The organism is Streptomyces sp. NPDC101166, from assembly GCF_044768125.1.
Taxonomy (GTDB): domain Bacteria; phylum Actinomycetota; class Actinomycetes; order Streptomycetales; family Streptomycetaceae; genus Streptomyces.
The window spans coordinates 79,933-103,611 of the sequence record NZ_JBIWPF010000023.1; the positions used below are offsets into that span (position 1 = coordinate 79,933).

13 protein-coding genes, 1 tRNA gene and 1 pseudogene are annotated in these 23,679 nt (G+C 65.1%); 6 read left to right on the forward strand and 9 right to left on the reverse strand.

The annotated features are described in order from the left end of the window. Nucleotides 1-289 precede the first annotated feature (289 nt). Nucleotides 290-5,089 carry a DEAD/DEAH box helicase gene (locus ACIRS4_RS31145; protein ID WP_404202365.1) on the forward strand — a complete coding sequence of 1,600 codons (4,800 nt, stop codon included), beginning with the start codon at nt 290-292 and terminating at the stop codon, nt 5,087-5,089. Between the two features lie 152 nt (nt 5,090-5,241). Here ACIRS4_RS31145 and ACIRS4_RS31150 read toward each other — a convergent pair whose 3' ends face one another. From ACIRS4_RS31150 to ACIRS4_RS31165, 4 genes are all read right to left on the reverse strand, one after another. Beyond that, nucleotides 5,242-6,702, reverse strand: a complete 1,461-nt coding sequence (locus ACIRS4_RS31150) for a PIN-like domain-containing protein (RefSeq protein ID WP_404202367.1) — start codon at nt 6,700-6,702, stop codon at nt 5,242-5,244. 129 nt (nt 6,703-6,831) lie between these two features. After that, nucleotides 6,832-12,411, reverse strand: coding sequence for a DEAD/DEAH box helicase (locus ACIRS4_RS31155; RefSeq protein WP_404202370.1), 5,580 nt, complete (start codon nt 12,409-12,411; stop codon nt 6,832-6,834). Beyond that, nucleotides 12,404-13,354: a hypothetical protein gene (locus tag ACIRS4_RS31160; RefSeq protein ID WP_404202372.1), complete on the reverse strand. Its 951-nt coding sequence runs from the start codon at nt 13,352-13,354 to the stop codon at nt 12,404-12,406. Before ACIRS4_RS31160 ends, ACIRS4_RS31155 begins: the two co-directional genes overlap by 8 nt. Then, nucleotides 13,354-15,447 carry a hypothetical protein gene (locus tag ACIRS4_RS31165; RefSeq protein WP_404202374.1) on the reverse strand — a complete coding sequence of 698 codons (2,094 nt, stop codon included), beginning with the start codon at nt 15,445-15,447 and terminating at the stop codon, nt 13,354-13,356. The genes ACIRS4_RS31160 and ACIRS4_RS31165 overlap by 1 nt, the downstream gene beginning before the upstream one ends. Nucleotides 15,448-16,369: 922 nt before the next feature. On the opposite strand from ACIRS4_RS31165, the gene ACIRS4_RS31170 reads away from it, so the two are divergent. Continuing rightward, nucleotides 16,370-16,447, forward strand: a tRNA-Ser gene (locus ACIRS4_RS31170). Nucleotides 16,448-16,680: 233 nt separating this feature from the next. On the opposite strand, the pseudogene ACIRS4_RS31175 reads toward ACIRS4_RS31170, so the two are convergent. The 4 genes and pseudogenes from ACIRS4_RS31175 to ACIRS4_RS31190 form a co-directional block, all read right to left on the reverse strand. After that, nucleotides 16,681-17,562, reverse strand: a pseudogene (locus tag ACIRS4_RS31175) (tyrosine-type recombinase/integrase); the annotation flags it as partial. A 418-nt stretch (nt 17,563-17,980) separates the two neighbouring features. Beyond that, nucleotides 17,981-18,130, reverse strand: coding sequence for a hypothetical protein (locus ACIRS4_RS31180; protein WP_404202376.1), 150 nt, complete (start codon nt 18,128-18,130; stop codon nt 17,981-17,983). Nucleotides 18,131-18,450: 320 nt separating this feature from the next. After that, complete coding sequence (locus tag ACIRS4_RS31185) at nt 18,451-18,780, reverse strand: hypothetical protein (protein WP_404202378.1); 330 nt, start codon at nt 18,778-18,780, stop codon at nt 18,451-18,453. 233 nt (nt 18,781-19,013) lie between these two features. Further along, nucleotides 19,014-19,601, reverse strand: coding sequence for a hypothetical protein (locus tag ACIRS4_RS31190; protein WP_404202380.1), 588 nt, complete (start codon nt 19,599-19,601; stop codon nt 19,014-19,016). Between the two features lie 272 nt (nt 19,602-19,873). Between ACIRS4_RS31190 and ACIRS4_RS31195 the strand changes: the two genes are divergently transcribed. After that, nucleotides 19,874-20,158 (forward strand): hypothetical protein, encoded by a 285-nt coding sequence (locus ACIRS4_RS31195; protein WP_404202382.1) that lies wholly within the window; start codon nt 19,874-19,876, stop codon nt 20,156-20,158. Between the two features lie 292 nt (nt 20,159-20,450). Next, nucleotides 20,451-21,392, forward strand: coding sequence for a restriction endonuclease (locus ACIRS4_RS31200; protein WP_404202384.1), 942 nt, complete (start codon nt 20,451-20,453; stop codon nt 21,390-21,392). Nucleotides 21,393-21,646: 254 nt separating this feature from the next. On the opposite strand, the gene ACIRS4_RS31205 is transcribed toward ACIRS4_RS31200, so the two are convergent. Continuing rightward, nucleotides 21,647-21,961, reverse strand: a complete 315-nt coding sequence (locus tag ACIRS4_RS31205) for a hypothetical protein (protein WP_404202386.1) — start codon at nt 21,959-21,961, stop codon at nt 21,647-21,649. Between the two features lie 224 nt (nt 21,962-22,185). On the opposite strand from ACIRS4_RS31205, the gene ACIRS4_RS31210 reads away from it, so the two are divergent. Next, on the forward strand, nt 22,186-22,512 hold the full coding sequence (locus tag ACIRS4_RS31210; protein WP_404202388.1) for a hypothetical protein: 327 nt from the start codon (nt 22,186-22,188) through the stop codon (nt 22,510-22,512). Beyond that, the gene (locus tag ACIRS4_RS31215) at nt 22,509-23,663 is read left to right on the forward strand and encodes a caspase domain-containing protein (protein WP_404202390.1); all 1,155 of its coding nucleotides are present in this window, start codon (nt 22,509-22,511) and stop codon (nt 23,661-23,663) included. Before ACIRS4_RS31210 ends, ACIRS4_RS31215 begins: the two co-directional genes overlap by 4 nt. Nucleotides 23,664-23,679: the final 16 nt, after the last annotated feature.

Genomic DNA, 23,679 nt, shown 5'->3' on the forward strand with positions numbered 1-23,679 from the left:
TCGAACGCCTGCACAACTTCGGGACGAAGAGGCCGTGCGTCCTGGCGGGAGAGCTGGGTCGTCCCTGGGCCGTACGAGGCCGCTCAGCGTCGCCCTAGATCATGGACTTGAGCAGTAGGGTTATGAAGCTTTTTGGTGGGAACGATCCGGCGTCCGACAGGCGCGCCGTGGACGGTGAGGGGTGCGGAGCGAGTTGGCAACGGACACGACGACGGTGCATGACGTACTCAGGGCGATCCGTAACGGGGCCACCGGGAACAGGGATCTCGGCACCCGATTCGAAGAGCTCATGGTCCAGTACCTGAGCACCGATCCGCAGTGGACCGAGCAGTTCACCCGGGTGTGGATGTGGACCGACTGGCCGGGGGCGGAGCAGGACAAGCGCGACACCGGTATTGACCTGGTGGCACAGGACCGGGAGACAGGTGGCTTCTGCGCCATCCAGTGCAAGTTCTACGAGCTGCACCACACGGTCCGCAAGGAGGACATCGACTCCTTCTTCACGGCCTCCGGCAAGGGCGCCTTCACCCGCCGGATGATCATCTCTACGACGGACAAGTGGAGCGTCCACGCGGAAGAGGCGCTGGACGACCAGCAGATCCCCGTCACGCGGATAGGACTCGCCGACATTGCGAACAGCGCTGTCGAGTGGCACCTGCCCGCGGAGGGCATCGACCACGAAGTCCAGATGACACTGCGGGACAAGAAGAGCCCGCGTCCCCACCAGAAGGCGGCGATCGACGACGTTTTCGCCGGCTTCGCCGAGCATGACCGCGGCAAGCTCATCATGGCCTGCGGCACCGGCAAGACCTTCACCAGCCTGAAGATCGCCGAACGGCTTCAGCAGGAGCGTGCCGAAGCTAGGCAGGGTGAGCACACCACAGTCCTGTTCCTGGTGCCCTCCATCGCCCTTCTCTCACAGTCGCTGCGTGAGTGGTCGTACGAAGCCGAGGTCCCGCTGCGTGCGTTCGCCGTCTGCTCCGATGCTCAGGTCGGCAAGCAGAAGGCCCAGGGCGACGACAAGGACATGTCTACCCACGACCTCGCCCTGCCGGCCACCACCAGCCCCGACCGGCTGATGACGCAGATGGCCAGCGTCGAGGCCACCCCTGGCCTGACGGTGGTGTTCTCGACCTATCAGTCGATCGCCACGATTTCCGCCGCCCAGAAGCAGGGCATGCCGCGGTTCGACCTGATCCTGTGCGACGAGGCCCACCGCACCACCGGCGTCACCCTGTCCGGCCACGACGAGTCCGCGTTCGTCCGCGTCCACGACGACAGCTTCATCGGCGCCGACCGTCGCCTGTACATGACTGCCACCCCGCGCGTGTACAGCGACGAGACCAAGCAGGAGGCTAAGGGCGCCTCCGCGGCTGTCGCCTCGATGGACAACGAGACGAAGTACGGTCCCGAGTTCCACCGCCTCGGCTTCGGCAAGGCCGTCGAGCAGGGACTGCTCACCGACTACAAAGTCCTCATCCTCACCATCGACGAAGGCGTGGTCGCCAAGACCCTTCAAGAAGGTTTCGCCGGCGGCGACTCCGAACTGCGGCTCGACGATGCGGCGAAGATCATCGGCTGCTGGAATGCGCTGGCCAAGCGCACCGGCACCTTCGCCGACGGCTCCGGGTTCGGCAAGGACGAAGCACCGATGAAGCGGGCCGTCGCGTTTTCTCGGTCCATCGCCGACTCCAAGGCCATTAGGGAGCGGTTCAACGCGGTCGTCGACGCGTATGACGACGCTGATGACGACGTGTTGCACTGCGAGGTTGAACACGTCGACGGCACTTTCAACACCCTGCGGCGCAACCAGCTCCTCGACTGGCTCAAGCAGGATCCCGGCCCGAACAACGCCCGCATTCTGTCCAACGCCCGTTGCCTGTCCGAAGGCGTGGACGTCCCCAGCCTCGACGCGGTGCTGTTCCTCAACCCGCGCAACTCTGTCGTAGATGTCGTCCAGTCTGTTGGACGCGTCATGCGTGTTGCGCCGGGCAAGAACTATGGCTACATCATCCTGCCCGTCGCTGTCCCCGCCGGTGTCGCCCCAGAGAAGGCCCTCGCGGACAACCAGCGCTTCAAGACCGTCTGGCAGGTCCTCCAGGCGCTGCGCGCCCACGATGACCGCTTCAACGCAACCGTCAACCAGATCGAGCTGAACAAAAAGAAGCCCGACATCATCGGCCATGGCCACATCGGTGCTGGCGATGAGGAGGTCGGGGAGAAGGACGGCTCTAGCACCGCGGACAGCACCAAGGCGGCCAAGGAGCAGGAAGCCCAAAACGCCCAGCACGTTCAAGACGCCCTGTTCTCCATAAGCGACTGGCGCGAAGCGATCTACGCCCGCATCGTCGACAAGGTCGGCGAGCGCCACTACTGGGAGGACTGGGCCAAGGACATCGCCCAGATCGCCGACCGCCACGTCACCCGCATCAAGGCCGCACTGGAGATCCCGGAAAAGAAGGCAACCTTCGAGGAATTCGTCGGCGAGCTGCGCGCCACTATAAACCCTGGCATCACCGGTACCGACGCCATCGACATGCTTGCGCAGCACATCATCACCAAGCCGGTCTTCGATGCCCTGTTCAAGGACTATGCGTTCGCCGAACACAACCCGGTCTCCAAGGCCATGCAGCGCATGCTCGACGTTCTTGACGATCAGGGCTTGGATTCTGAGACCAAGACACTGGAGGACTTCTACCACTCCGTCCGTGTCCGGGCTGAAGGAATCGACAACCACCAAGGCCGCCAGCGCGTAATCGTCGAGCTGTATGACAAATTCTTTAAGACGGCGACGAAGAAGGCAGCCGAGGCCCTCGGCATCGTCTACACTCCGGTCGAGGTTGTCGACTTCATCATCCGCGCCACCGAGCAAGCGATGGTGAAGCACCTCGGCCGCTCGCTGAGCGACGAGGGTGTCCACATCCTCGACCCCTTCGTCGGCACCGGGACCTTCCCTGTGCGCCTGCTCCAGTCCGGCCTGATCACGCAGGAAGACCTGCTCCGCAAGTACAGCAGGGAACTGCATGCCAACGAGATCGTGCTGCTCGCCTACTACATCGCGGCCGTGAACATCGAAGCGGCGTACATGGAGCTGGCTGGGAAGGAAGCGGAGTACCAGCCTTTCGAGGGCATCGTACTGGCGGACACTTTCCAGCTTGCCGAGAGTCGGGCGGCGCAGCTTGAAGGTATGGATGTGCTGGCCGGTAACAGTGACCGAGCCAAGAAGCAGAAGGCGCAGCCCGTCATGGTCGTCATCGGCAACCCGCCCTACTCGGTAGGGCAGGAGAGCCAGAACGACGACAACCAGAACGTGAAGTACGAGGTCCTGGACGCTCGCATCCAGGAGACGTATGCCGCCAAGTCGACAGCGACGAATAAGAACTCGCTCTACGACTCCTACATCCGTGCGATCCGCTGGGCCTCCGACCGCATCAAGGGCGAGGGTGTGGTCGCCTTCGTCTCCAACGGTGGCTACATCGACAGCAGCACGGCAGACGGTCTGCGTAAGTCGCTGGTCGATGAATTCGACGCGATCTACTGCTACAACCTGCGCGGCAACCAGCGTACGGCCGGGGAGCAGTCCCGTAAGGAAGGCGGAAAAATTTTCGGCTCGGGGAGCCGGAACACCGTCGCCATTTTGATCCTGGTAAGGAGCGGGCAGAGTCTCGGTACGGTCGCGGGCCGTGAGCTGTACTACCGAGACATCGGCGACTACCTCAGCCGCGAGGACAAGCTCCGCGTCATCGGCACGCAAGACCTAAACGCAGTGAAGTGGGAGCAACTCCAGTCAAACGCGGACGGAGACTGGATCAACCAGCGGGACGAGCGATTCAGCGAGTTCCAAGCCATCGGAGATAAGGACAAGAAGGCAGCAGAGAAATCGGTCTTCGCGATCTTCTCGCGTGGCCTAGAAACCGGTCGCGATGCGTGGGTTTATCGGTTTTCGTGCTCGCGCCTAGTCGAGGACGTTGAGGCGTCGATCGACTTTTATAACGAGCAAGTGTTGAGCTTTTCCAAGTATTGCAAGGCTCAGGGCATCACTAGTCCGAGCTCGCGTGATGTAGACGCGTTTATTGATCGCGATGCTACGAAAATCAGCTGGAATCGCATTGACAAAACCCGACTGGCCAGGGGAACGCAGTATTCCTACCAGGGGGAGCGTGTGCGAACGGCTAGTTATCGCCCCTTCTGCAGCCAGTGGGTCTACTTTGACTCGCAGATGAACAGCTACCTCAACCAGCTCCCACACATGTTCCCGACAGCGGAGCATAAAAACCTCGGCATCATTATGACGGGGGTGGGAGCTGCCATGGACTTCACTTCTCTGATGGTCGACCAAGTTCCCGACGTGGCGAACTATGGTGGCCAGACAAACGGCCAGTTCTTTCCTCGCTACTCCTACCGGATTCTCGGCGCTGGAGATGACCTTTTCTCTCTTCCTGAAGAGCAGGTAGGGTATGAGCGAGTCGACAACATCACCGATACAGCCTTGGTCAACTATCGTAAAGTGTACGCCGATCCGGCCATCACCAAGGATGACATTTTCTACTACACCTACGGTTTGCTCCACTCCCCCCAGTACCGTGAGCGATTCGCCGCAGACCTGAAAAAGTCCCTTCCGCGTATTCCAAGGGTGCGGGACTTCCGTGGCTTCGCTGAGGCCGGCCGCAAGCTCGCCGACCTGCACCTGGGCTACGAGCAGGCCGAGCCGTACAAGGGAATCGTCGAGACGGTGACCGGTGACCCGTCAGCGACACCCGCGGCCGAGCTGTACCGGGTTGTGAAGATGAAGATTCCGAAGGTGAAGGGGCAGGCTGACCGGTCGACAATCGTCTACAACACGCGGGTCAAGTTGACCAACATCCCTGAGGAGGCCTATCGCTACCAGCTCGGCGCCCGGTCCGCGATCGAGTGGATCATCGAACGCTACCAGGTCAAGGTGGACAAGGCGTCGGAGATCATCAACGACCCCAACGACTGGTCTGACGACCCGCGCTACATCATCGACCTGCTCAAGCGAATCGTAACGGTCAGCCTGGAGACGATGAAGATCGTGGACAGCCTGCCCGCGCTCGATATCTTGGAGTAGCAGAACAGTCAGTCGCGGACTATTCGTGGACAGGATCTGCTATCCACGAATAGCCTGAGCCCCTGACCTGCTGGTTCATCGTGCCCATACTCGGCCTCCGGAGCCCTAACTGATCACAGCTTCCCGAGCCGCAGGCTTATCGACTGGTTTGTTCAGATATTTGTTGGGAAGCTGCCGGAGCGCCTATTGCTCTCCGCTTGCTGCGCTGCCAGCCGGCGCAGGATAGTGCGGTCCGCCTGCGGGATGGAGTTCAGCAGGCTTATGAACCACGGTGCGATCCACGATGAATCCCGGTGGAGCCACTCGCCTGGAGAGAGGGCGGTACCGGGTACCCAGTCCCGGGAGAGCGGCTTGCTGCTTCGTGTGGCCGCAGCAACGCTTACAGACGGCTCCGATTCTCCAGCGTCCCGCCGCCCGAGCTGAGCTGTCACACCGATCAGCCACCACTGGAACACCCGTTGGGACGGCGACGCCGACTCCACAGCCGCACGCACGGCCGGAGAGACGAGTCCCACTGAATTGAACGCATCAAGCGCCAGCCCCTCCGGCGGATCTAGGTGAGACGCTGTCTCCTCCGTGACCACCAGCGGTGTGTCCGGGAACTTCGCCTCGAATGCCTCCGACACCCGCTCGATCTCCGCGTAAGTATCCGCGGCGAGCTCAGCGTCCAGGAACTCCCTAACCCCGCCGAAGAAGTACGGCGGTGTCTCGATCCTCAAGTCTGCTTGTGCTCTCCGCCTCAGTTCGTCGACAAGGCTCGGCCACGGACGGGAGCTGCTTGAGCCGGAGCCCTGCTCGTACCAGTCTTCCTTCGTGTCATTCGACACGAACAGCACGCGGCGACCACTGGGGGGCAACTGGCGGACATGCGCGATCAGCTCTTCCCAGAGGAGGAAGTCGCCAGCCGACTTCAGCGGCGTGTCCTTGTCGGAGTCGGAGAATCCGGGAGGGATCTTGTTCGGGAACCGGTAGGCGGTCGCCTCCTCCAGACGCTTTCGCAGGATGTCGTCGTCCGGCTGCTCGCCGATACTTTCCCCGTAGAGCTTCGCGATGCGCCTAAGGATGGGGTCTTCCGCATCGGCGGAGTTCAGTGCTAAGCCGTGGTCGGCTTTGAGCATGTCCAGGTGACGTTTGAACTCATGACGGTAGACGTCGAGGTGAGCATCGACGCCGGAATCCGCGACGAGTGCGTCGAGTCCCGCTATCTCCTGCTGGGCCCGGGCGTACCTGTCGAGCTGGGTACACACGACCTTCTTCGCCTCGACGATCGCTTTGCGGGCTGCCATGAGCTTCTTGTTGACCTCTGAGGCAGCATCAGCGAGAGCCCTTTTGCGGGATTCCAGTGTGCTGCGGCGGCCGCGGACGAACTCAAGGCCGACCTGGTAGGGCATCCACAGCCGTCCTGCGGTCTGCTCAAGTGCTGACAGGACCTCTTTCCTGGAGGTCTCGGTGTACTCGTACAGGCTCAGCAGGACGTTCGTGTCCAGCACGATGACGCCGTCTTTGAAGAAAGCGCTGCGCTCCGCATCCTCAGCCGACGGCCCAGGCTGGAGCCAGGCTGCAAACCGCTGCAGCAGTACCGGGTCGTCCATATTCCCCTCCGGCTCGGCCATGGCCCTCCCTTAGCCGATCATCCTGGCACAAGCAGCCTTCAGCCGACGGGCGCGCACGGCTGCAGCGGCTGTGCTGCCTCTCAGCTTCCGTTGCCCCTTGCGGCTCCAAAGCCGCAAGGGGCAGATCTTCTACGCCCCGTCGAAGTCGGCGAGCATGGCTGACACCCGGGCAGGGGCTTTGTCGAGGAGGAAGTCGTCGACGAATACCACGTCCGGAACGTCTCGGCTGTCGGCTGCGGCGGCGTCGCGCACAGAGCTGATGCGGGGGGAGGACAGCGTGGCGTCGGCTGCCTCGAACGGGCCCTTGGCCGCGACCCAGAATCGTTCTTCGAAGAGAACCGCAGGCCCGGTGCCGCCCAGGTCGTCCACGAATTCCGCGTTGCCGGGCGGGAAGTCGGACGCCCAGTACCGCAGCAGTCCCGCAGCCCGGCGGCCATGCTGGCTGCTGGCGGCGCCTGTGCCTTGGAGGATAGCCAGGAGTTCCCCGGCCAGTCGCCAGTCCAGGAGGCTGTGGTACGCCATGTTCGTGTAGTCGCGCAGGCACTGGTAGCACGAGCCGCGGCAGTCGCGGCCGTGCGCACCGTCCGCGAAGCCGGCCAGCATCCTGTTGGCAGTCGCCATGAGCTGCTCGAAGACCTCCCGTTCGGCGAGGTGTGTGCAGTAGCCGGCGCCGTTGTCCAGGGTGTCGGAGAGGAAGGCGAAGGTTCGTGCCTTGCTGCTGCCGGAGCCTGCGCCGTGGATGCCCGATGCGATCTCGTTCGGCTGCACCTGCAGGAGCGAGCCGGCGGCTGTGCGCAGCAGGGCGGCCAGCGAGTACCAGGCAGCCCGTCGGCCTGAGCGGTCGTCGGGGAAGCCGGTGCTCTGCGGCACGGAGGTGAGGTTCAGGCGCAGACCGAGCGCTGGGATCTCGCTTGTCTGGGGGCCGAGCAGGAACAGGTCCGTGTGCTGGGTGGCGCCGATGGCGGTGATGAGCGGTTCCTCATCGGCGGCGATGTCCTTTGCAAGCCAGGGGAACAGATCGGCCGCCCCGGCCTCCAGATAGGCGCCGGACCAGCGTGTGGTCGGGCTTACTCTTGAGAACTGGAACAGTCGGCCGCCGTTGTCGTTGACTGCGTACCGCTCGCCCTTGCCGGCGTGGACCACCATGCCAGGCATCTCGATCTTCAGCGGTGCGCCGTGCTCAAGGTCTGCGGCAGTTCGGGGGGCGAGCGACCTGGCCCTCCATGCGAAGTTGCCGTCGAAGTCGCGTGCCTTACCGGAGTAGAAGCCGGCCGGTTCGCGCAGTTCGATCTCACGGTAGGAGCCGTCGGCTGTTCCGCAGGCGCGGCAGGGCTGCGGTGGGGCATCCTCTTGTTCCGGCAGCGCCTGTACGTCCTCTGCGAGGTGTCCGCAGGCCCGGCAGATACCGATGAGGACGGGCTGCCCGAGTGGTTCCTGCACGGCTCGGGGGGCTCGCCCGGTCGGCTCGAACGCGACTGCGCCGACTGCCGTGTGGACCTGTCCGTCCTTGACCGTCTCAGCGCCGGGAGCGAACTGCGAGATCGCGATGTCCAACGACCGGTCGACCACTCCGCTCGGCGGCCAGGGGTAGGACTCGGAAGGGCGCTTGGTGTACAGGTAGCGGGCCGAGGTGGGGAATCCGAACATCGGCAGCAGGCCTGACTCCGCCAGCCGTTGGCTGAGTTCGTGGTGGCCACGAGACTCGTCGGCGATCTGGGTGACGCGGTTGACGAGCTCCTGGGCCACCCATGCCGCCGCCTGAGCCGGGGACCAGGTGCTGCGAGTGCGGTCAGCGAGGGCTTCGGCGAGACTGCAGATTTCGGAATCGTGCGACTTGATCCATCCGCTGACCGCTTCGCTTACGGCGGGCCAGTCTGCAGTGTGGCCGAACTGGCCGTGGACGTTGCGGGTCGGATCGGGCGCTGTGTCGTCCCCGGCCGCGCCATGCGCCGCGTCGAATGCCCTGCGGAGAACCTCCGCAGCGAGGACCCGTTGATAGATGTCCTTCATGTCCGTGGACAGGTAAGGCGGCGGAGTCGGATCGTTGGTGATGCGCTGGGGGTCTTGGAAGTAGTGCTCGTCGTGGCTGCGGCCGCGGCACACTGTGAGTGCAAGCGCGACCGGCGAGGTGCGCCGTCCTGCCCGTCCCACGCGCTGCTGGTAGTTGAACCGGGTCGGCGGCATGTTCGCCATCAGGACAGCGGACAGCGGGCCGATGTCGACTCCGGCTTCCATCGTGGTGGTGACAGAGAGGATGTCGAGGGTATCGGGGAGCTCGTGCTCCTTGCCGTCGAGGAAGATGCCTTGGAAGCGGGCCTGGCGGGCCTGGGCGTCCAGACGGTCGGTCTGGCCGGTGAGTTCGGCGGCGTTGAGGCGGAAATCACCGAACTGTCTGTGCGCCATCCAGGCGTAGTAGTCGGCGTCTGTGCCCTCGAACCGCTCGGGCGCAGCAGGAAGGGGTCGTCGGCACTTCGTGCACACCCCGACGCCGGGGTGGAGGTGCCGTCGCCGGCAGACGGAGCAGGTCCAGGACACCGCTCGGCCGTGGCGCAGGGCGACGTGCTCAGGCTGAATGACGTATTTCTTGACTGCCTCGCCCCAGATCCGCTCGACGGTATTGCGGAGGTCGTCCGGATCCTGCCCCAGGTGGTCCGCTGCGCTGGCCCAGAAGTCCCGCAGCTTCTTCGGCGGTTCGTCAGCCGGGCTGCGCAGTCCTGCGAAACGGCGCATGTGGCCGAGGACTCGCAGGCTGGCCCGGGCCAGCGCGGCATCGGAGGCCCGCTCGGCTTCGAGGGGTGCCTGATCGGTGGCGAGGGTGAGCCAGCCCAGGCCCAGAGACTCGAAGTCCCGTCCGGCACTGCCGAACAGCCCGTTGAGCAGCTCGCTGGTGAGGGCCTCGCGGATGTCCTGGCGCAGCTGCTCCTGCCGTTCGCTCAGGACCAGGCTGGATTCGTCACGTACCTTGCCACCAGGGACCTCGGGCCACTGGTACAGGGAGGTCCAGGGCTGCGGCTGGGAGCCATTCTGGTAGCTGGTCTGCTGCAGGGACGCTTTCGGGCCGCCGGGATTGATGCCGAGCTGGACCAAGCGTTCAGCTACCGCGCTGCCGTGGCTGTCGAGGCTGGGCACCCGGCTGAGGCGGCTGTAGAGCGCAGCCTCTTCTGCCGGGTCGGGGAGATCATCGTCAAGATCGTCGAGGCTTTCGGATGCTTTTTGGAGCTTCACCCAGGCGTCATAGGTCTCCGGGTCACGGGCGCGCAGCCGGTCGCGGGCGGCTTTGGCTGTCTCCTTGTCGACGGGGTTGTCAGGGGATTTGCGGTAGAAGCCCGATACGGCTGCGAGGTCGGCGGCCGGATCCCCCTGGCCCTCGACCTCCTCGGCAAGCAGCAGACGCAGGAGGTCCTGGTAGTGGCGCAGCCCCAGACCTGCGGACAGCTTCGCGGCGTCCTGACGGCTGTCGGAGAAGACCACGGCCTGCCTGTTCGGCAGGTGGGAGAGGATCCCGGTGGTCAGCACCTGGTTGACCTTCTCGAAACCGGTACGCATGGACCTGACTGGTGTACGCATGCGGCGCGAGTCGTTGAGGCTGAAATGCTCCGTCCCGACCTGCCTGACCTCCCAGTTGTCACCGCAGTTGGGGCACTGGGTCGGTGCCGCGGGGAGGTCCTCCGCTTTGAGCCGGGGCCGCCCCTTCTTTGGCTGCGGCACGCTGCTGTGGAAGGACCAGCCGGTGTGGTCACGGTGGTTGCGGAGGATGCCGGTGCGCGGGTCGTACTTGCTGCGCTTGAACTCGAAGTCGGCGCTCAGCGCGCCCCTGTCCGAGGTGGAGTTCCACTCCAGCTTCTCCACCGCAGGGTCGTCCTTCCGCGGCCAGTAGACGACATAGTTGGCCGCACTCGGCGCCGTAGCAGCGGCGTCAGGCAGTGAGTCGAGGTCGGGCAGGTCTGCAAGCAGTCCGGCTTCGAAGGGGCGCCCCTTGGCCGCGTTACGGAAGGCCGATTCTGGTGCGTACCCGCCGAGGAACGGATCTCCGCAGTTCTGGCAGTAGAGGAGTTCCAGCACGCGTGCATCGCAGCTGCAGCGCGACGTGGGGCGCGGGTACAGCTTGCCGACGGTCCTCTCCATACCTTCCGGACGCGGAGCGTCGGGACACTGAGGGTCAGAGCAGGCCCAGACACCGGGGATGTTGCGGAAGAAGAGGTGCCCGCGCAGCTTGGGCGTCCGGGGATCGGCCGAGCGTCGCAGTGCCGCGAGGACTCCGCGCAACGCCTTCTTCTGCACGGCGGTGTCGGCGGCAGGGAAGATGCGAGCGGCAACAACGTCGTCGAAGTCGGCGATAAGGCGGTCACCATCACGCAGGGCGTTGACCAGCGCGTCACCGGCACCAGTATCTGCCAGGAACTGGTCGGCCTCGGAGGGCGCGGGATCCGGGTCCAGGGCGGCGTAGGCCTCGGCGTGCTGGGAGATGTCGGTGCGGGTGTGCGCCGGCAATACAAGCTGACCGCCAAGGACCACGAACCGGTTGCGGTCGACGCCGAAGAACTCCTGCAGGAAGTCCAGATCACGGGGGGCTTCGAGGGAGGCGGAGGCGGCCAGGATGCGGAACTTGTCCGGCCTGTGGTCCAGGCCGAGGCGGTGACGCAGGTTGCGCAGGAGGTAAGCAATCTCTGTGCCCGCGGTGCCCCGGTACATGTGGAGCTCGTCGACGACCAGGGTGAAACGGGCGTCGGGCACCTCCTCCAGCCAGCGGCGCGTCTTGTCGAAGATCTGCGACTCGCGCGAGCGCATCAGCATGACATTGAGCATGCTGTAGTTCGTGATCATGATGTCGGGCGGAGCCTGGATCATGTCCCAGCGGCAGCGCATCTCCGCGCCATCCAGCCGGGGGATGAAGTACCGGCCGTCGCCGGAGGCTTTCTGCGCCTGGCGGGAGCGCTCTTCCGTGGCGGCGAACTCCTTGCGCAACGTCTTGACGCCAGCCGGCGAACCGACCTCGCCGGGGACGGGCGTTGCCCCGGTGTAGCGGCCGAAGTAGAAGCGGTGGCCGGGCCGCGACCGGGCAAGCCATGCCCTGGCGTCATCGCTGTCCAGTGCCCTGCGCAGGCGCATCATCTGGTCGTCGACGAGCGCGTTCATGGGATAGAGGACGAGGGCGCGTACAGCTGCGTGCCGGCCGGCCTCGCCTGCCCGCTGGGGCTGATACTCGCCGTTGGGAGAAACCCACCAGCGGTTCGACGGCGGCGAGGCGGTCGGCCAGTCGGCGGACTCGCGGACGAGGTCGGCCAGAATGGGCAGCATGAACGACTCTGTCTTGCCGGAGCCTGTGCCGGCCGTGACGACGACGTCGCGCCCGTCGCGCACAGCCGCAGCCAGGGCCCGGTGCTGGTGCTCGTACAGGGAGGGGACACCCTGCATCAGTCCAAGCTGGACCAGTTCCGCCAGATCAGGGTGGGCTCCTGCTGCCTTCACGGATTCCGCGATGCCCGCGTCCATCTGAACGTAGCGCGGGCGGACCTCCAGCAGAGGACGCCTCCAGGCTCCGCCGTTCACGTCGAACAGGTCCTGACGCTCGCGTTCGAGGTGCTCGTCAGCAAGCCCGAACGGCGTGTTGTAGTAGCGGAAGAGCGCATCCTTCAAGTGCTCGAACGAACCGAGGATGTCCACGTCCCGGGTGGTGCGGCCGGGCTGCTGCGCAGCGGTGTCACTCATCGTCGTTCTCCCCCAGGTGCTGTCCGAGCGATTGTGCGATCTTGATGGCTATGGCGTGGGGCACGTTGTCGTAGGCAAGGTTCTCGGCTTGGGTGTTGATGCGGGGCGCGAGGCCGCAGCACATCACCGCGACGCGCCGGTGCAGGTCGGGCAGGGGATATCCCCAGTCGACAAAGAGGGTCCCGAACCGTTCGCGCCCGCAGTCCTTCTCGGGCAGCCAGCGCAGCACGTCCGCTGCCCGGCTCTGGTTCTCCAACGCCAGGTAGACGCCCTGTTCGTGGCCGGTCTCGTACCACTGGCCGTCGCGCTGGACCTGACATACGCGCTTGCTGTCGCGCCGCTTGAGCCGGTACAGGCCTTCGCCCTGGGGCCGCGGGACAAGCCGGTATCCACCGCGTACGAGGTCGTACTGCTCCAGCGGTTTGCCGAACTCCGGTGCGGAGGTGGGCGCTCCAGGGCTCAAGGGCGGAAGCAGCGCAGCTCCTTGGAGCGCGAAGCACGGCGTGTACGACACGCCGAGCTCGGCAGCCCAGCCTACGAGCCCTGCTTCGTCGTCGAACTGGACGATGAGGGAGGGGGGCAAAGGGATGTCCCTGGGCGGGCGGGCGCTGGGCACCCGGAACAGCTCCAGCAAGCCGTCCTGCCCGGCCTGCGCTACGCGCGCGTCAAACGCGGCCGTCCGGCCCCCGGTGAGTACCGCCAGCCCCCGCGCCTGGGGCAAGCGGGTCAGGACCGGCGGGGCTGCGCACCAGCGTCGGTTGCGCCAGTCGATGTCCATGTATGCCAGGGAGACGGCGTCGCGCAGCCAGCGGCCCGGGGCTCCCGGTTCGATGTCCGGACAGTGCTTGGATGCCAGCCACCACATCCCCTGCTTGAGGTCGGACAGGCTGCCGGCGCCCTGTTCGCTCAGCCATCGCAGCAGCAGGCCTCCTGTATCGGTCATCAGGCTTCCCGCCTTCCGCTGATTGCTGCTGCTGCTGCCACGTAGTCGAGCCAGGCGGGGTCCTGCAGGCGCTGGGCGGCGCTGAGGACGGCGTACGCCCAGGCGTAGTCGTCAGGCGCCGGAGCGGGCGCGGGTATGTCTTCTGCCTCTGCCAGCGCTCTGACCGACCAGCGGGACGCTGTCCGGTAGACCAGCCAGACGTAGCCTCTCGGTACTTCAATCTCGAGGCAGGGGCCGAGCGCCTGTGGGGGCAGGCGGGAGGCCATCCAAGCGGGGACCGACTGCTGCTTGGCCCGGCGCACTCCGCCGTGAGGATCGAGCAGCACGGCTTCCAGGACGGTGGAGCGCAGCAGTTCAGTCCGCGGGGGGCGGATACTGCGCGGCGCCTGTGCACCGCGGATGGCGGTTTCCGAGCCTGTTGCGTCGCTCAGCTCGGGCCGGGCGGTGCCGTCGCAGAGGTATCCGAGTGTCCCGGTGCCGGGTGGCAGTCCCTCGTGCAGCCCGTCGTGCAGCGTGAAGACCTGGCTGCTGTGCGCCGTACCCACACGGTGCTCTCCCTCTTCGAGGGGGATCATGCAGAGGGGGAAAGGCACCCGCGGGTCGGCGCGCAGCTTCTCCGTGCGGCCGTCGAGGACGACTTCTACCCGGCCGTCGGGAGAGTCGCTGGCCGGCAGCAGAAGATCGGGAGCACCGCCGCGGAGGAAATGGCCCGCTACGCCGGCACCCACCCGGTACTCGGGTGCGATGCGCAGGCCACCCGACAGCGCAGCGCGGTGCCGGATCTGGGGCTCAAGGACGTGCGCGTGGTCTCCGCCCCGGTCGAGGGTGCGGGCGAAGGCCAGTCCGTTGACGGCGCGCACGCCCTTGATCAGCTTCCACCCCGGCACCGGTGCCGACGCCTCGCGGACGGTGCGGCCGCCGAGGGCATCGACCATGGAGCGCACTGCCCGGACCGCCGAGTCAGCGGCCAGGATCCAGTGCTGCTCGCCGGGCTCGAAGTACTCAGTACTCACCCACTCGCCCAGATGCGGGTGCAACCGCAGTAGCACCACCTCCTGTGGCGCCCACTCAAGGACCAGGTCGTCGCCCTCGAGGTGCAGGCCGTCTCCCAGTTGATGCCAGGAGGGATGCAGCGACTCCAGCCCCTCGTAGACGTCCCCGTACGCCTTGTGCAGCGTGAACGTACGTCCGCCTGGCACAGCGACGCGGGTCTCGTCGATCCCGTCGCAGGTCTCGGCGAGCCATTCCAGGCGCCTGCCTCGGTCCGCGACTACGAGCCTCAGTCCCATGGCGCGGCGCCGGTGCTCGCGCTCCGGCTCGTGGAGGGTGCCGTCCCAGTCATCGGCGAGCCGCTTGACCAGGCTGGCGATCAGGATTTCGCCCGTGTCCGGGACGCTGGCGAGCTCCTCCATAAGGCGGGGTGACAGGCGCCGGTCCCGGCCTGCCGTCCACACGCGCAGGCGCCGCAGCAGCTCGCGGCCGGAGACCTCGTCAGGGTTGTGTGGCCGCAAGCGGGTGGCGGCGAAGAACCGGGTGAGGACCTGCCGGTCCGAGCCGCGCACCAGCGCCTGCGAGATGGGGAAACCGATCTTCCAGTAGTGCTCGTCGGTGCTGACCGTGCTGGTGCCGTAAAGGCCACCCGTTTCCTCAAGCCAGGTGTCGAGCTCCTCCCACATCATTGCGACGTCCTGGAAGGCATGCTCGAGCTTGTTCGCCCGGGAGCTGGAGGGCTGCTCGCCGAACAGCTGGATCCACCGCCCGTAGAAGTTGGACTTCAGCATGCCGTCAGAGGACGCCATGCGGGTAGCCGCCAGCACGGACAGGGCCAGCACCGGCAGGCTCGGCGGCGGGACGGCACTCCCGTGCTGCTCCCATATCTCGCACTCGCGCTGAATGCGGCTGAACAGTGGTCTGTCCGGCTCGCTCCAGTTGAGTTCACCGGCGACAGCCTGGGCGAGGCCCGTTCCTATGCGCTCGGCCAGCTCCCGTTCGACCTCGGCGTCGACGTACAGGACGGTGCTCCGCAGCGCATTGCCCGCACCGAAGAACTCTGCAGAGAGCACCTCGTGCCACTGCTTGTACTCAGACCTCATCTAACCTTTCCAGCTTCCCCACCCAAAGCCGCGTGCCCATCTACGGCTGCGGACACGCGCGCTCACGCCCCGACACCCCGGCCCTCTCCGCCACGGCGGATGCCCCCGCCATCCGTCCAGCCCAACCACGCTACTCAGGAAGCTCCCCACGTGACAGGCATATGCGCCTGTTCGTCACCCCTGCCTCGTGGGTCCCTGCCCGCCCCCTTCCCCCGTCGGAGGCCCTTTCCCGCATCCAGGCGGTACCCCCATGCGGCAGTCGAACTGCCAAACGCGGCAGGGCGTTCATCTCCGTAGCAGCCTGCCTTAGCTGGCCTAGGTCAGAAGCGTGGTACGCACCGAAGGCAGCACTGACCAGAGGCTCCTGACGCGTACGTTCCGGCAACTACGGTCGGGGTGCAGCAACACCCCCGCCGCGCGGTACGGAAAGAGGGCTTCCCGACTTCGACTGACTGCCTATCAGCCGACTGGCATGACGCCAGAGGATCCCCATAACAGCCTCCCCTCAGCCCCAACGGGCGCGGAGCGCTAAGGAACCGGCTCCGGACGCAGAATATCCATGGTTCCTACACAAAATGACACGCGTGCTGAAATCGTGATATTGCCTGGCAGGCAAGAGAGTCGGCCGCGCATCATTCCCTGCTCCCTGCAGGCCGCGCGCCAACTCTGGGAGCGCACGCTTCCGCTTGCCGGTCCGCCCGGTGCACACAGCCGCTGGCGCAGCCAGCACGGCCGGGACGTACTCGCCGATGCGAGTGCGCTGCCCTGCTGGACGCTCAGACCCAGCAGACACCGCAGGCCGGCAAGAGCTGCAGTGGAAGCGCGCTCCGTGCTACTGACCCCGGCAACCCTTCCCGCTCCTTACTTACAGACTGCCCATGGACTACTTGTGGACGGAGCTTGCGCCACCCATCATCCAAAGGCCCGTGACCTGCGTGAACGCCGGAGCCTGCAACGGCCTCCGGAGCCGTGTGCGCAGGTTCGAATCCTGCCGGGGGCACCTTGAATCAGGTGCCCAAAGACCCCGCCACCAGCGCTTACGCTGAGGACGGGGTCTTGGCGTATGTGCAGCCGTGTGCCGCTCGGAGCGGCCGTATGTCGGAGCCCGCGGCCTATTTGTGGCCAAGCCGCAGGGCATAAAACCGCAGGTAGACCTCCGGAAACGACGAGGCCCCCGGACCGAAGTCCAGGGGCCATCATGCCGCAGATGCGCGTGTCGGAGGAGCGTCGAAATCAGGGCCCGCCGCCGTGCCCGTCCTCCTGGCCGCCATCCTCTCCGAGGAGTTCGGCGATCCGGCGATTGGCGACGTCCTGCCGCCCGTCGAGGCACTTCGCGTACCGGCTGAGGAGCACTTCGACGCTGTTGCCCGCGCGCTCCGCAACCTCGGTGGGATCCACGCCGGCGTTGAGCCAGGACGACAGCGCCGCGTGCCGCAGGTCGTACGGTCGAGCCGCCAGCGGCGACGCCGCCTGTTCGGGCGTGAGCGCCAGGTGCCGGGCCTCGTCCCAGACGCGCCAGTACGTCGTAGAGGCGACCACTCCCCCACGTTCGTTGGCGAACAGCCGGCCGTCCTTGGCGGTGCCGAACTCCCCGATGTGCGCGCGGAGCATCTGCACCAGGCGGGGCGGGATCGGGACGACGCGTGTCTCGTTCGCCGGTCGGTTCTTCAATCCGCGGTCGTCGTGAACGGCGCCGGTCCCGGTCCAGCGCTTACCGACGGTCGGACGGCTCTTCTCCAGGATCAGCGAGCCCCACCCGCTGTCTGGCAGCGTGCAGTCCTGACGGCGCAACGCCACCGCTTCAGCCGGACGCAGGCCGCCGAAGTACATGCAGGCGAACAGCGCGACGAGTCGACGCCCGCGAGCCCGGCGGTAGCCGCCCACATACGAGACCGCGGCCAGGAGCTCACCGGCCTGCCGAGGATTCACGACGACCCGGCGGTCCACTTCCTTGGTCACCTTGGGCGGCTTCCACTTCACGAGCGTGACCGGGTTCTCTGGCAGTTCCCCCAGCTCGACCGCGTAGGCGAGGGCGTTGAAGAGGACGGCCCGCTTGCGCCGTACCGTCTCGGCGGCGGCCGTGGCCCCGGACAGCGTGAGCTTGAGAGAGTCAAGGCGGCTCGCTCCGCTCACCGCGCGCGGCCCGGCCCCCGGCCGGGCCTGCGCTCCTGTCTCCGCCCCGCTCCAGCCCGGCCGGCGCCCGTGCCGCGCTCAGAGCAGTCAGCCGCCTGATGTCGGAGAAGGGGCACGTCGTGGCTGGGGCGATCGGCTCCACGGCTTTACGGAGCCACTTTGGCGCGAGCCTCGCCGATCATGGCCCCAGCGTCGTGCTTTAACGGGCAGGTCCACAGACTGCCCGACGCGCCGAAAGCTTACGGGGCCATGATCACTCGCGCCAAAGCAGCGCCACCCCAAAGCCGCTCCACCGACCTGTCTCTCAGTCCGAACCGAGTCGCCGCCGAAGGAATCGGGCAACCCGCCTTCGGCAGGACAGAACCTGTGCTAAGAAACTTCCATGCGTGACTTTTCAGTGCTATCCGATGTCGAGTTCGAAGAGCTTGCTGGTGACTTGCTGGGAGCCGAAGTAGGCGTACCAGTGGAACGGTTCGCAGCCGGAGCCGATGGCGGCATCGATCTGAGATGGAACGCAAACGGAATAACCGCCATTGCCCAGTGCAAGCATTACCTTAGATCTTCCTTCTCTCAACTATACGCCGCAAAGGGCTTTTGGCCGGTTGGCCGACTAACCCGAGTCGGGCGTGATCCACCGTGCAGTATGACGCTCAACGTTCTACTAATAGCCGCCAGTGACAACGCCCTTGTCCCTGTGGTCGTGCTGCGGCGGACATGCCAGAACCGTGCCAAGTTGTGCGGGGAACCACGGGGAACATCGGGCACCAACTCGGCGGTCAACCGACGTACAGGCACCCGCAGCCGCAGGTCAGGTATGGGAGAAGAGGCCAGAGCACACGAGCTTCCCAAGCTCAGGTCTCGTTGACTTGCTCAAGGCGACGGCGTGAAGCCGGCGGATAGATCGAGGCAGAACGGGGAGCCCGGCGCGGCTGGGATCCATCCCTCGCGAAGGGCGAGTTCGATGGCGTGGGCGACGTCAGACGGCAGTACGGGGTTGGCCGAGCGTTCGAACCAGTTGCTCGGATGCGGCTGGTGGGTGGTGACCACGAGCGTTGTCCCGGAGGCGTCCGCATGCTCGACCGCGAACATGCACGGCGACCAGGCCAGGCCCTGGAAGTACGTCGGTCTGCCTCGCAGGCGCCAGCGGTAGGCCGTGCCGTCGACGACGATCCGTCGTGATCCCTTGCGGACCAGTGCCATGGCTCCCCCCTTCAACAGCGCAGATGCTAGCGAGTCCGGCCCCGCCGTCCGTCTCAGTTTCCGTCTCATTCAGCGCCGTTCACGGACGTTCAGACGGAACCGAAGCCCGTAGCCGCTCCGGCGATTAGCCGACCGTGAACGCAGGTGAACGACCCTGTACGCGGCCCCGCGAGGCACCAACACAGTTGGAGAGCGTGGTGCGTGCAACCGCTGCCTAACGCCCCTCAGAGTGCTTACACGGCGCCTCTCTGGGCGCGCCGCCGGATCAACTGTTCGTCGATGTCATTGATGAAGAGAGCGAGGAGGTCCCCTTCCTTCACCTGCCTGCCGCTGTGCCCGAAATCTCGGCGAATTGCGGACAACAGTTCCTCGAAGCTAAATATCGTATCCTCAGCTTCGAGAACTTGCGCTTCCCGCTTGAACTTCGACCAGGCAAGCAGAACATCGTCGGAAGCCCACGTAATGAGATCTGGCGTGATCTCCCGCAGGAACTGCGCCACCTCGTCTGCGTTCGAAGAGTCGGGGTTCATGACCGTCCTCATGAGTCCACTTACGAGCCTCGTGTAGACGGGAATTTTGCTGGCTCGAATCTCTGCCTCAACGGATTTTCGGCGTTCGAGGTAGCGTCCCATAACCAATGTGGCAACGGTTACGAGAACCGTTGCCATCGCCGTTACTGCTGCAGCAGCAACCGTGGGGTTCACGCCATGGAAGACTTGTCGCCCCACGTACCTTGCCAAGAAGGCTACGCCCTCCACCGCACCGAACAGCAGGGCGGCAAGGAGTGCGAGGCTACCTATCCCTTTGATGAATGCGCGCATGGGTGCACTGTGGCACGACGCCCAGCGTCGACGAGACGAATCGGCGGCAAGAGCTCGGGAAGGACGGCCAGCCACTTGACAGTGAGCAGCCGCTGACATCCAACTCTGACATCAACGACCACGAACAGCTGCGGCAGTCAGCACTCGGCGATGGCACACGAGCACGCGCTGGATCGCGGCCGCGTAGGGGCGGGATCGAACTCCTAAAGCGGTGCTCTGAGAGGGCGTTCGGGCCTCGACTCGGCTGCTGCGGTGGCTGTCATCATCATGGGATGGCAGACGGGCAGCTACCGGCAGGGTGGACTCTGGAGGAGATCCGCGAGGTCTCCGGCGATCAGGAGTCTGTGGCTCTCGACACCGATCGCATCGTTACCTGGGTGAGCCGGCCGGGGGAAGACGAGCAACTCCACCCCGAGATCATCTTGAGGTTCCATGGGCTGTGTCTGGTGAAGGCGATCAGCGATGAGGACTGGTACATGGGCAGTCTGAACGACGATGGCAGTGTCGACTGTTGGAGCGCTTACGGCGACCTATACGAGGCGCTGCGCGGTCTGTAGCCCCGCTGGCCCCACTCCAGGCCACACAGCAGGGCCCGTCTCAGTTTCCCTCTCATTCAGCTCCGTTCACGGTCGTTCAGATAAGACCGAAGGCGGTGTCCGCTCCCGCGACCGCCGAGCATGAACGCAGGTGAACGGCCCTGTACGCATGCCCGCGTGGCACCACCACAGTTGGAAAGCGTGTTGGCGACAGAGTCGCGCATGCACGGGATCCATGGACAGTTGAGCACGTCTGTGAACTGGTGCCCTAGAAAAACGCCAAATCACAGAAGGGGGCTTGGTAAGGTCAAGCATGACCCTGGTAGATGAGTTGTCCCTTCTGCGCCAATTGATCGACCCATACTCTGAGAATCCCGCAAGGAGCATCACTCCGCAAACACGTGGTCGCGTCTTTGAAGAATGGCTGAGGCGACTCCTGCGTTCTTCCACCGAGCATCCAAGGGCTAATTATCGCCCAAAAGGCGAAGAGATTGACGGCTCCTTTGGTCTCGACGGGCGGATCTACCTACTTGAGGCCAAGTGGCATGGAAGCCCCCTCCCCGCCTCCTCAATCTACCAGTTCAGGGGAAAAGTAGATGGAAAGCTCGTAGGAACCGTTGGCGTGTTCGTTTCCATGTCGGACTACAGTACCGAAGCGGTAGAAGCCGTCCGGATTGGGAAAGTCCTTAACGTTATCCTGTTCGGTCCAGACGACATAGAAATCGCTGCAGAAGTCGGATTCGCTGAGGTTCTCCGATTCAAGCTACGTGCAGCTACTGAGGAGGGTGAGATTTACATGCCCTACGTCGCGACTCGGGCCTTGAGCCATATAACGATCCTGGTAGAGGGGAAGCTGGACCAGGAAATCACTCATGCACTCCTCCACAGGGCGCTTAGCGGGGCTTCAGAAAGCCGTCCCTACTCGGTAGTTCCTACCATGGGCAGGATGGGAATACCGAGCATTGCAGCTGTTCTTTCACTGGGAGAAGGTGATGAAATTGCCGCACTAATCGAAATCGACGGCATGAGCCCGAAGGATTCTCAAGAGTTCCTTCAAAGACTCGAAGGCAATTCCCTAGTTCATCCCATTATGGTGAACCCTGGCGTCGAGCGGTGGGTGGGAATGAGTAGGTTCGATGCAAAGCGTAAACGTCAGGAACTGTATAGGAGGATCGAAGGCATCGATACTCATGAGCTCATCCGGAATGATTCTTCGTTTGCTCAGCTTATTAGACTCCTTACGCAAAGAACGTGAGCGCTACGGGCCGTGCTCCTCGAAACGAAAGATTTGTACAGCCGCTACGGCGGTTGACCACTGGGCAACGGCGGAGCCGGCCAGGTTCCGAGCCCTCTGCTCGCCGCGTGCCACAGTCGTGCCAGATGCAGGGGTCAACCGCGGTTAATAGTGGCGATTGGCAGGCAGCACCGTGCCGACTGGCTTGGCCAAGGTAGCCGCAGGTCACCTGCCTTGACACCCGACCTCTCTCCTAAAGTGGTTGTCCGCCCCTGTCACCGAGTCCACACCCGCTGGAACTCTTCGGCCGGGATGGTTTCCAGCGGATCCTCTTCGGGGTCGAGCGCCTGGTCTGTCAGGAAGCCGTGCTCGTCCTCCAGATGCTTCCAGTTGTACCGGTGGAGTCGGCCGGCCGGAGTGAGCTCGGCCTGCTTGATGGCAATCAACTCACCGCGGTCGGGTACGGCCTCGAAGTACCACAAGCCGCCGTCCTCGTCGGCGTGGCGGAAGTGGTGCCGGAGGGCGGCTCCCTCATCAAGGGATCGGAAGTACGCCAGGCTCTCCGCTTTGATGCGCTCCAGGTCAACCACGGGAGCATCGTGCCAGCGAGCGCGTGCGGGTTCACCGTTCTGGCATCCATAGGTGACATCAACGGGACCCCGGACCGAGTGATCGGCCTGTTGCTGGTGTTCGGCTGGGGTGGTTTGGATTTTTCAGTGTCTGCGGGGGATAGGTCTGCATCGTCGTCGCGTTGGGCGGCGCGGATGTAGGGAGGACGAGGGTGCGGTTAGAGGTGCGGGTCGAGTCAGCTGGAATGGAACTGCGTTCGCTGCAGAACTGGTTGCGTGCAGACCCTGTGGTGCGTCGGTCGACCGTGGTGGAGGTGCGGGGCAATGTGCCGGAGCCTGGGGAGATGGGCACGGGGCTTGATGTGCTGGGGCTAGTGACGGAGAACGGGTGGAGTGCGGCATCGTTTGTGCTGGCGGTAGCGGCGTGGCGGCAGAGCCGGCCGCAGCGGCCGCGGGTGGAGATCCGCCGGGGGGACACGGTCATCGTCCTCTCGGACTGCTCACAGGAGGAGATAGAGCGGGCGACGCGGGCGCTTGCCTCCGCCGACGGCGAGGAGGGAGACAACCGGTGAGCGTGCTGCCCGACCCGGGAGCGACACGAGCGGTGCTCGTGGGCACGAGCCGCTACCAGCATCTTGAGCAGCTGCCTGCGGTCTCGAACAATCTGCAGGCTCTCGCCAGCCTCTTGTGCAGCCCGCTGTCGTTGCAGCTGCCGGAGCGGCATGTGAGCGTCTTGGAGAATCCGGATGTCGCGCACACCGTGGTGGGCGCGGTAAGGCAGGCGGCCGCTGAGGCCACCGACACCCTGATCGTCTACTTCGCCGGGCACGGCCTTGTCGACGCGCAGGATGAGCTCAGTCTGGCCTTACCACACACCGAATTCGGCCGCGTCGAGACCGGCCTGCCCTATGACTGGCTGCGCCAGGTCCTCCTGCTGGACTCCCGGGCCGAGCGTCATGTCGTGATTCTGGACTGCTGCTACAGCGGCCGGGCCCTGGGGAGGATGAGCGCCGAGCCCACCCTCGCCGACCAAGCGGCCGTGGAAGGCAGCTTTCTCCTGGCGGCCGCCGCCGAGAACCGCACCGCTCTGGCGCCGGTGGGAGAGACCTACACAGCTTTCACCGGCGCACTGCTCGACACCGTGCGCCGTGGCATACCCGGCGCTCCCGCACTGCTCGATCTGGGGGTTCTCTATCGGCACCTGCGTCTGACACTGGAAGCAAGGGGGCATCCCGTTCCGCAGGCCCGGGACCGCAACAGCGGTGCCGAGGTTGCACTCGGACGCAATCACACGGATCTCCCAACCACGTCCGCCCGTGCTACGCCCGGCGTGGACGCCGGTGAGCGTGCATGGCCGGATCCGCATGCGGTCCGCACCGTCACGGGGTTCTTCACCGCCCTCGCGGACGTACGCGTGATCAGCGGTCTGACCCACCAGGCAGTGAGCCAGCGTTCGGCTGGACGCATTTCGGCAGGCACCGTCAGCCGTCTACTCAACCGCGACACTCTTCCTGCCACCTGGGGCACAGCGGCGGCCTACCTCTCGGCCTGCGGTGTCTCCGACGATCAAGTGACGCAGTGGCAGGCCGTCTGGCAGCGGCTGCGCGCGCAGGAGGCGTCAGCAGACTCGGCGACCCCGGAAGTTCCCCGCAGGGCCGGCACTGAGAAGGGACAGACTTGGCAGCGGCCCTTCTCAGTCTTCCGCCGGAAGCGAGATCACTGACCAGGTACGGCAGAAG

Bases quoted from the DNA above. Each gene is read 5' to 3' on its own strand.
- ACIRS4_RS31145 (WP_404202365.1), top strand. From the start codon at position 290: ATGGTCCAGTACCTGAGCACCGATCCGCAGTGGACCGAGCAGTTCACC.
- ACIRS4_RS31150 (WP_404202367.1), bottom strand. From the start codon at position 6,702: ATGGCCGAGCCGGAGGGGAATATGGACGACCCGGTACTGCTGCAGCGG.
- ACIRS4_RS31155 (WP_404202370.1), bottom strand. From the start codon at position 12,411: ATGAGTGACACCGCTGCGCAGCAGCCCGGCCGCACCACCCGGGACGTG.
- ACIRS4_RS31160 (WP_404202372.1), bottom strand. From the start codon at position 13,354: ATGACCGATACAGGAGGCCTGCTGCTGCGATGGCTGAGCGAACAGGGC.
- ACIRS4_RS31165 (WP_404202374.1), bottom strand. From the start codon at position 15,447: ATGAGGTCTGAGTACAAGCAGTGGCACGAGGTGCTCTCTGCAGAGTTC.
- ACIRS4_RS31180 (WP_404202376.1), bottom strand. From the start codon at position 18,130: ATGCTTGCACTGGGCAATGGCGGTTATTCCGTTTGCGTTCCATCTCAG.
- ACIRS4_RS31185 (WP_404202378.1), bottom strand. From the start codon at position 18,780: ATGGCACTGGTCCGCAAGGGATCACGACGGATCGTCGTCGACGGCACG.
- ACIRS4_RS31190 (WP_404202380.1), bottom strand. From the start codon at position 19,601: ATGCGCGCATTCATCAAAGGGATAGGTAGCCTCGCACTCCTTGCCGCC.
- ACIRS4_RS31195 (WP_404202382.1), top strand. From the start codon at position 19,874: ATGGCAGACGGGCAGCTACCGGCAGGGTGGACTCTGGAGGAGATCCGC.
- ACIRS4_RS31200 (WP_404202384.1), top strand. From the start codon at position 20,451: ATGACCCTGGTAGATGAGTTGTCCCTTCTGCGCCAATTGATCGACCCA.
- ACIRS4_RS31210 (WP_404202388.1), top strand. From the start codon at position 22,186: ATGGAACTGCGTTCGCTGCAGAACTGGTTGCGTGCAGACCCTGTGGTG.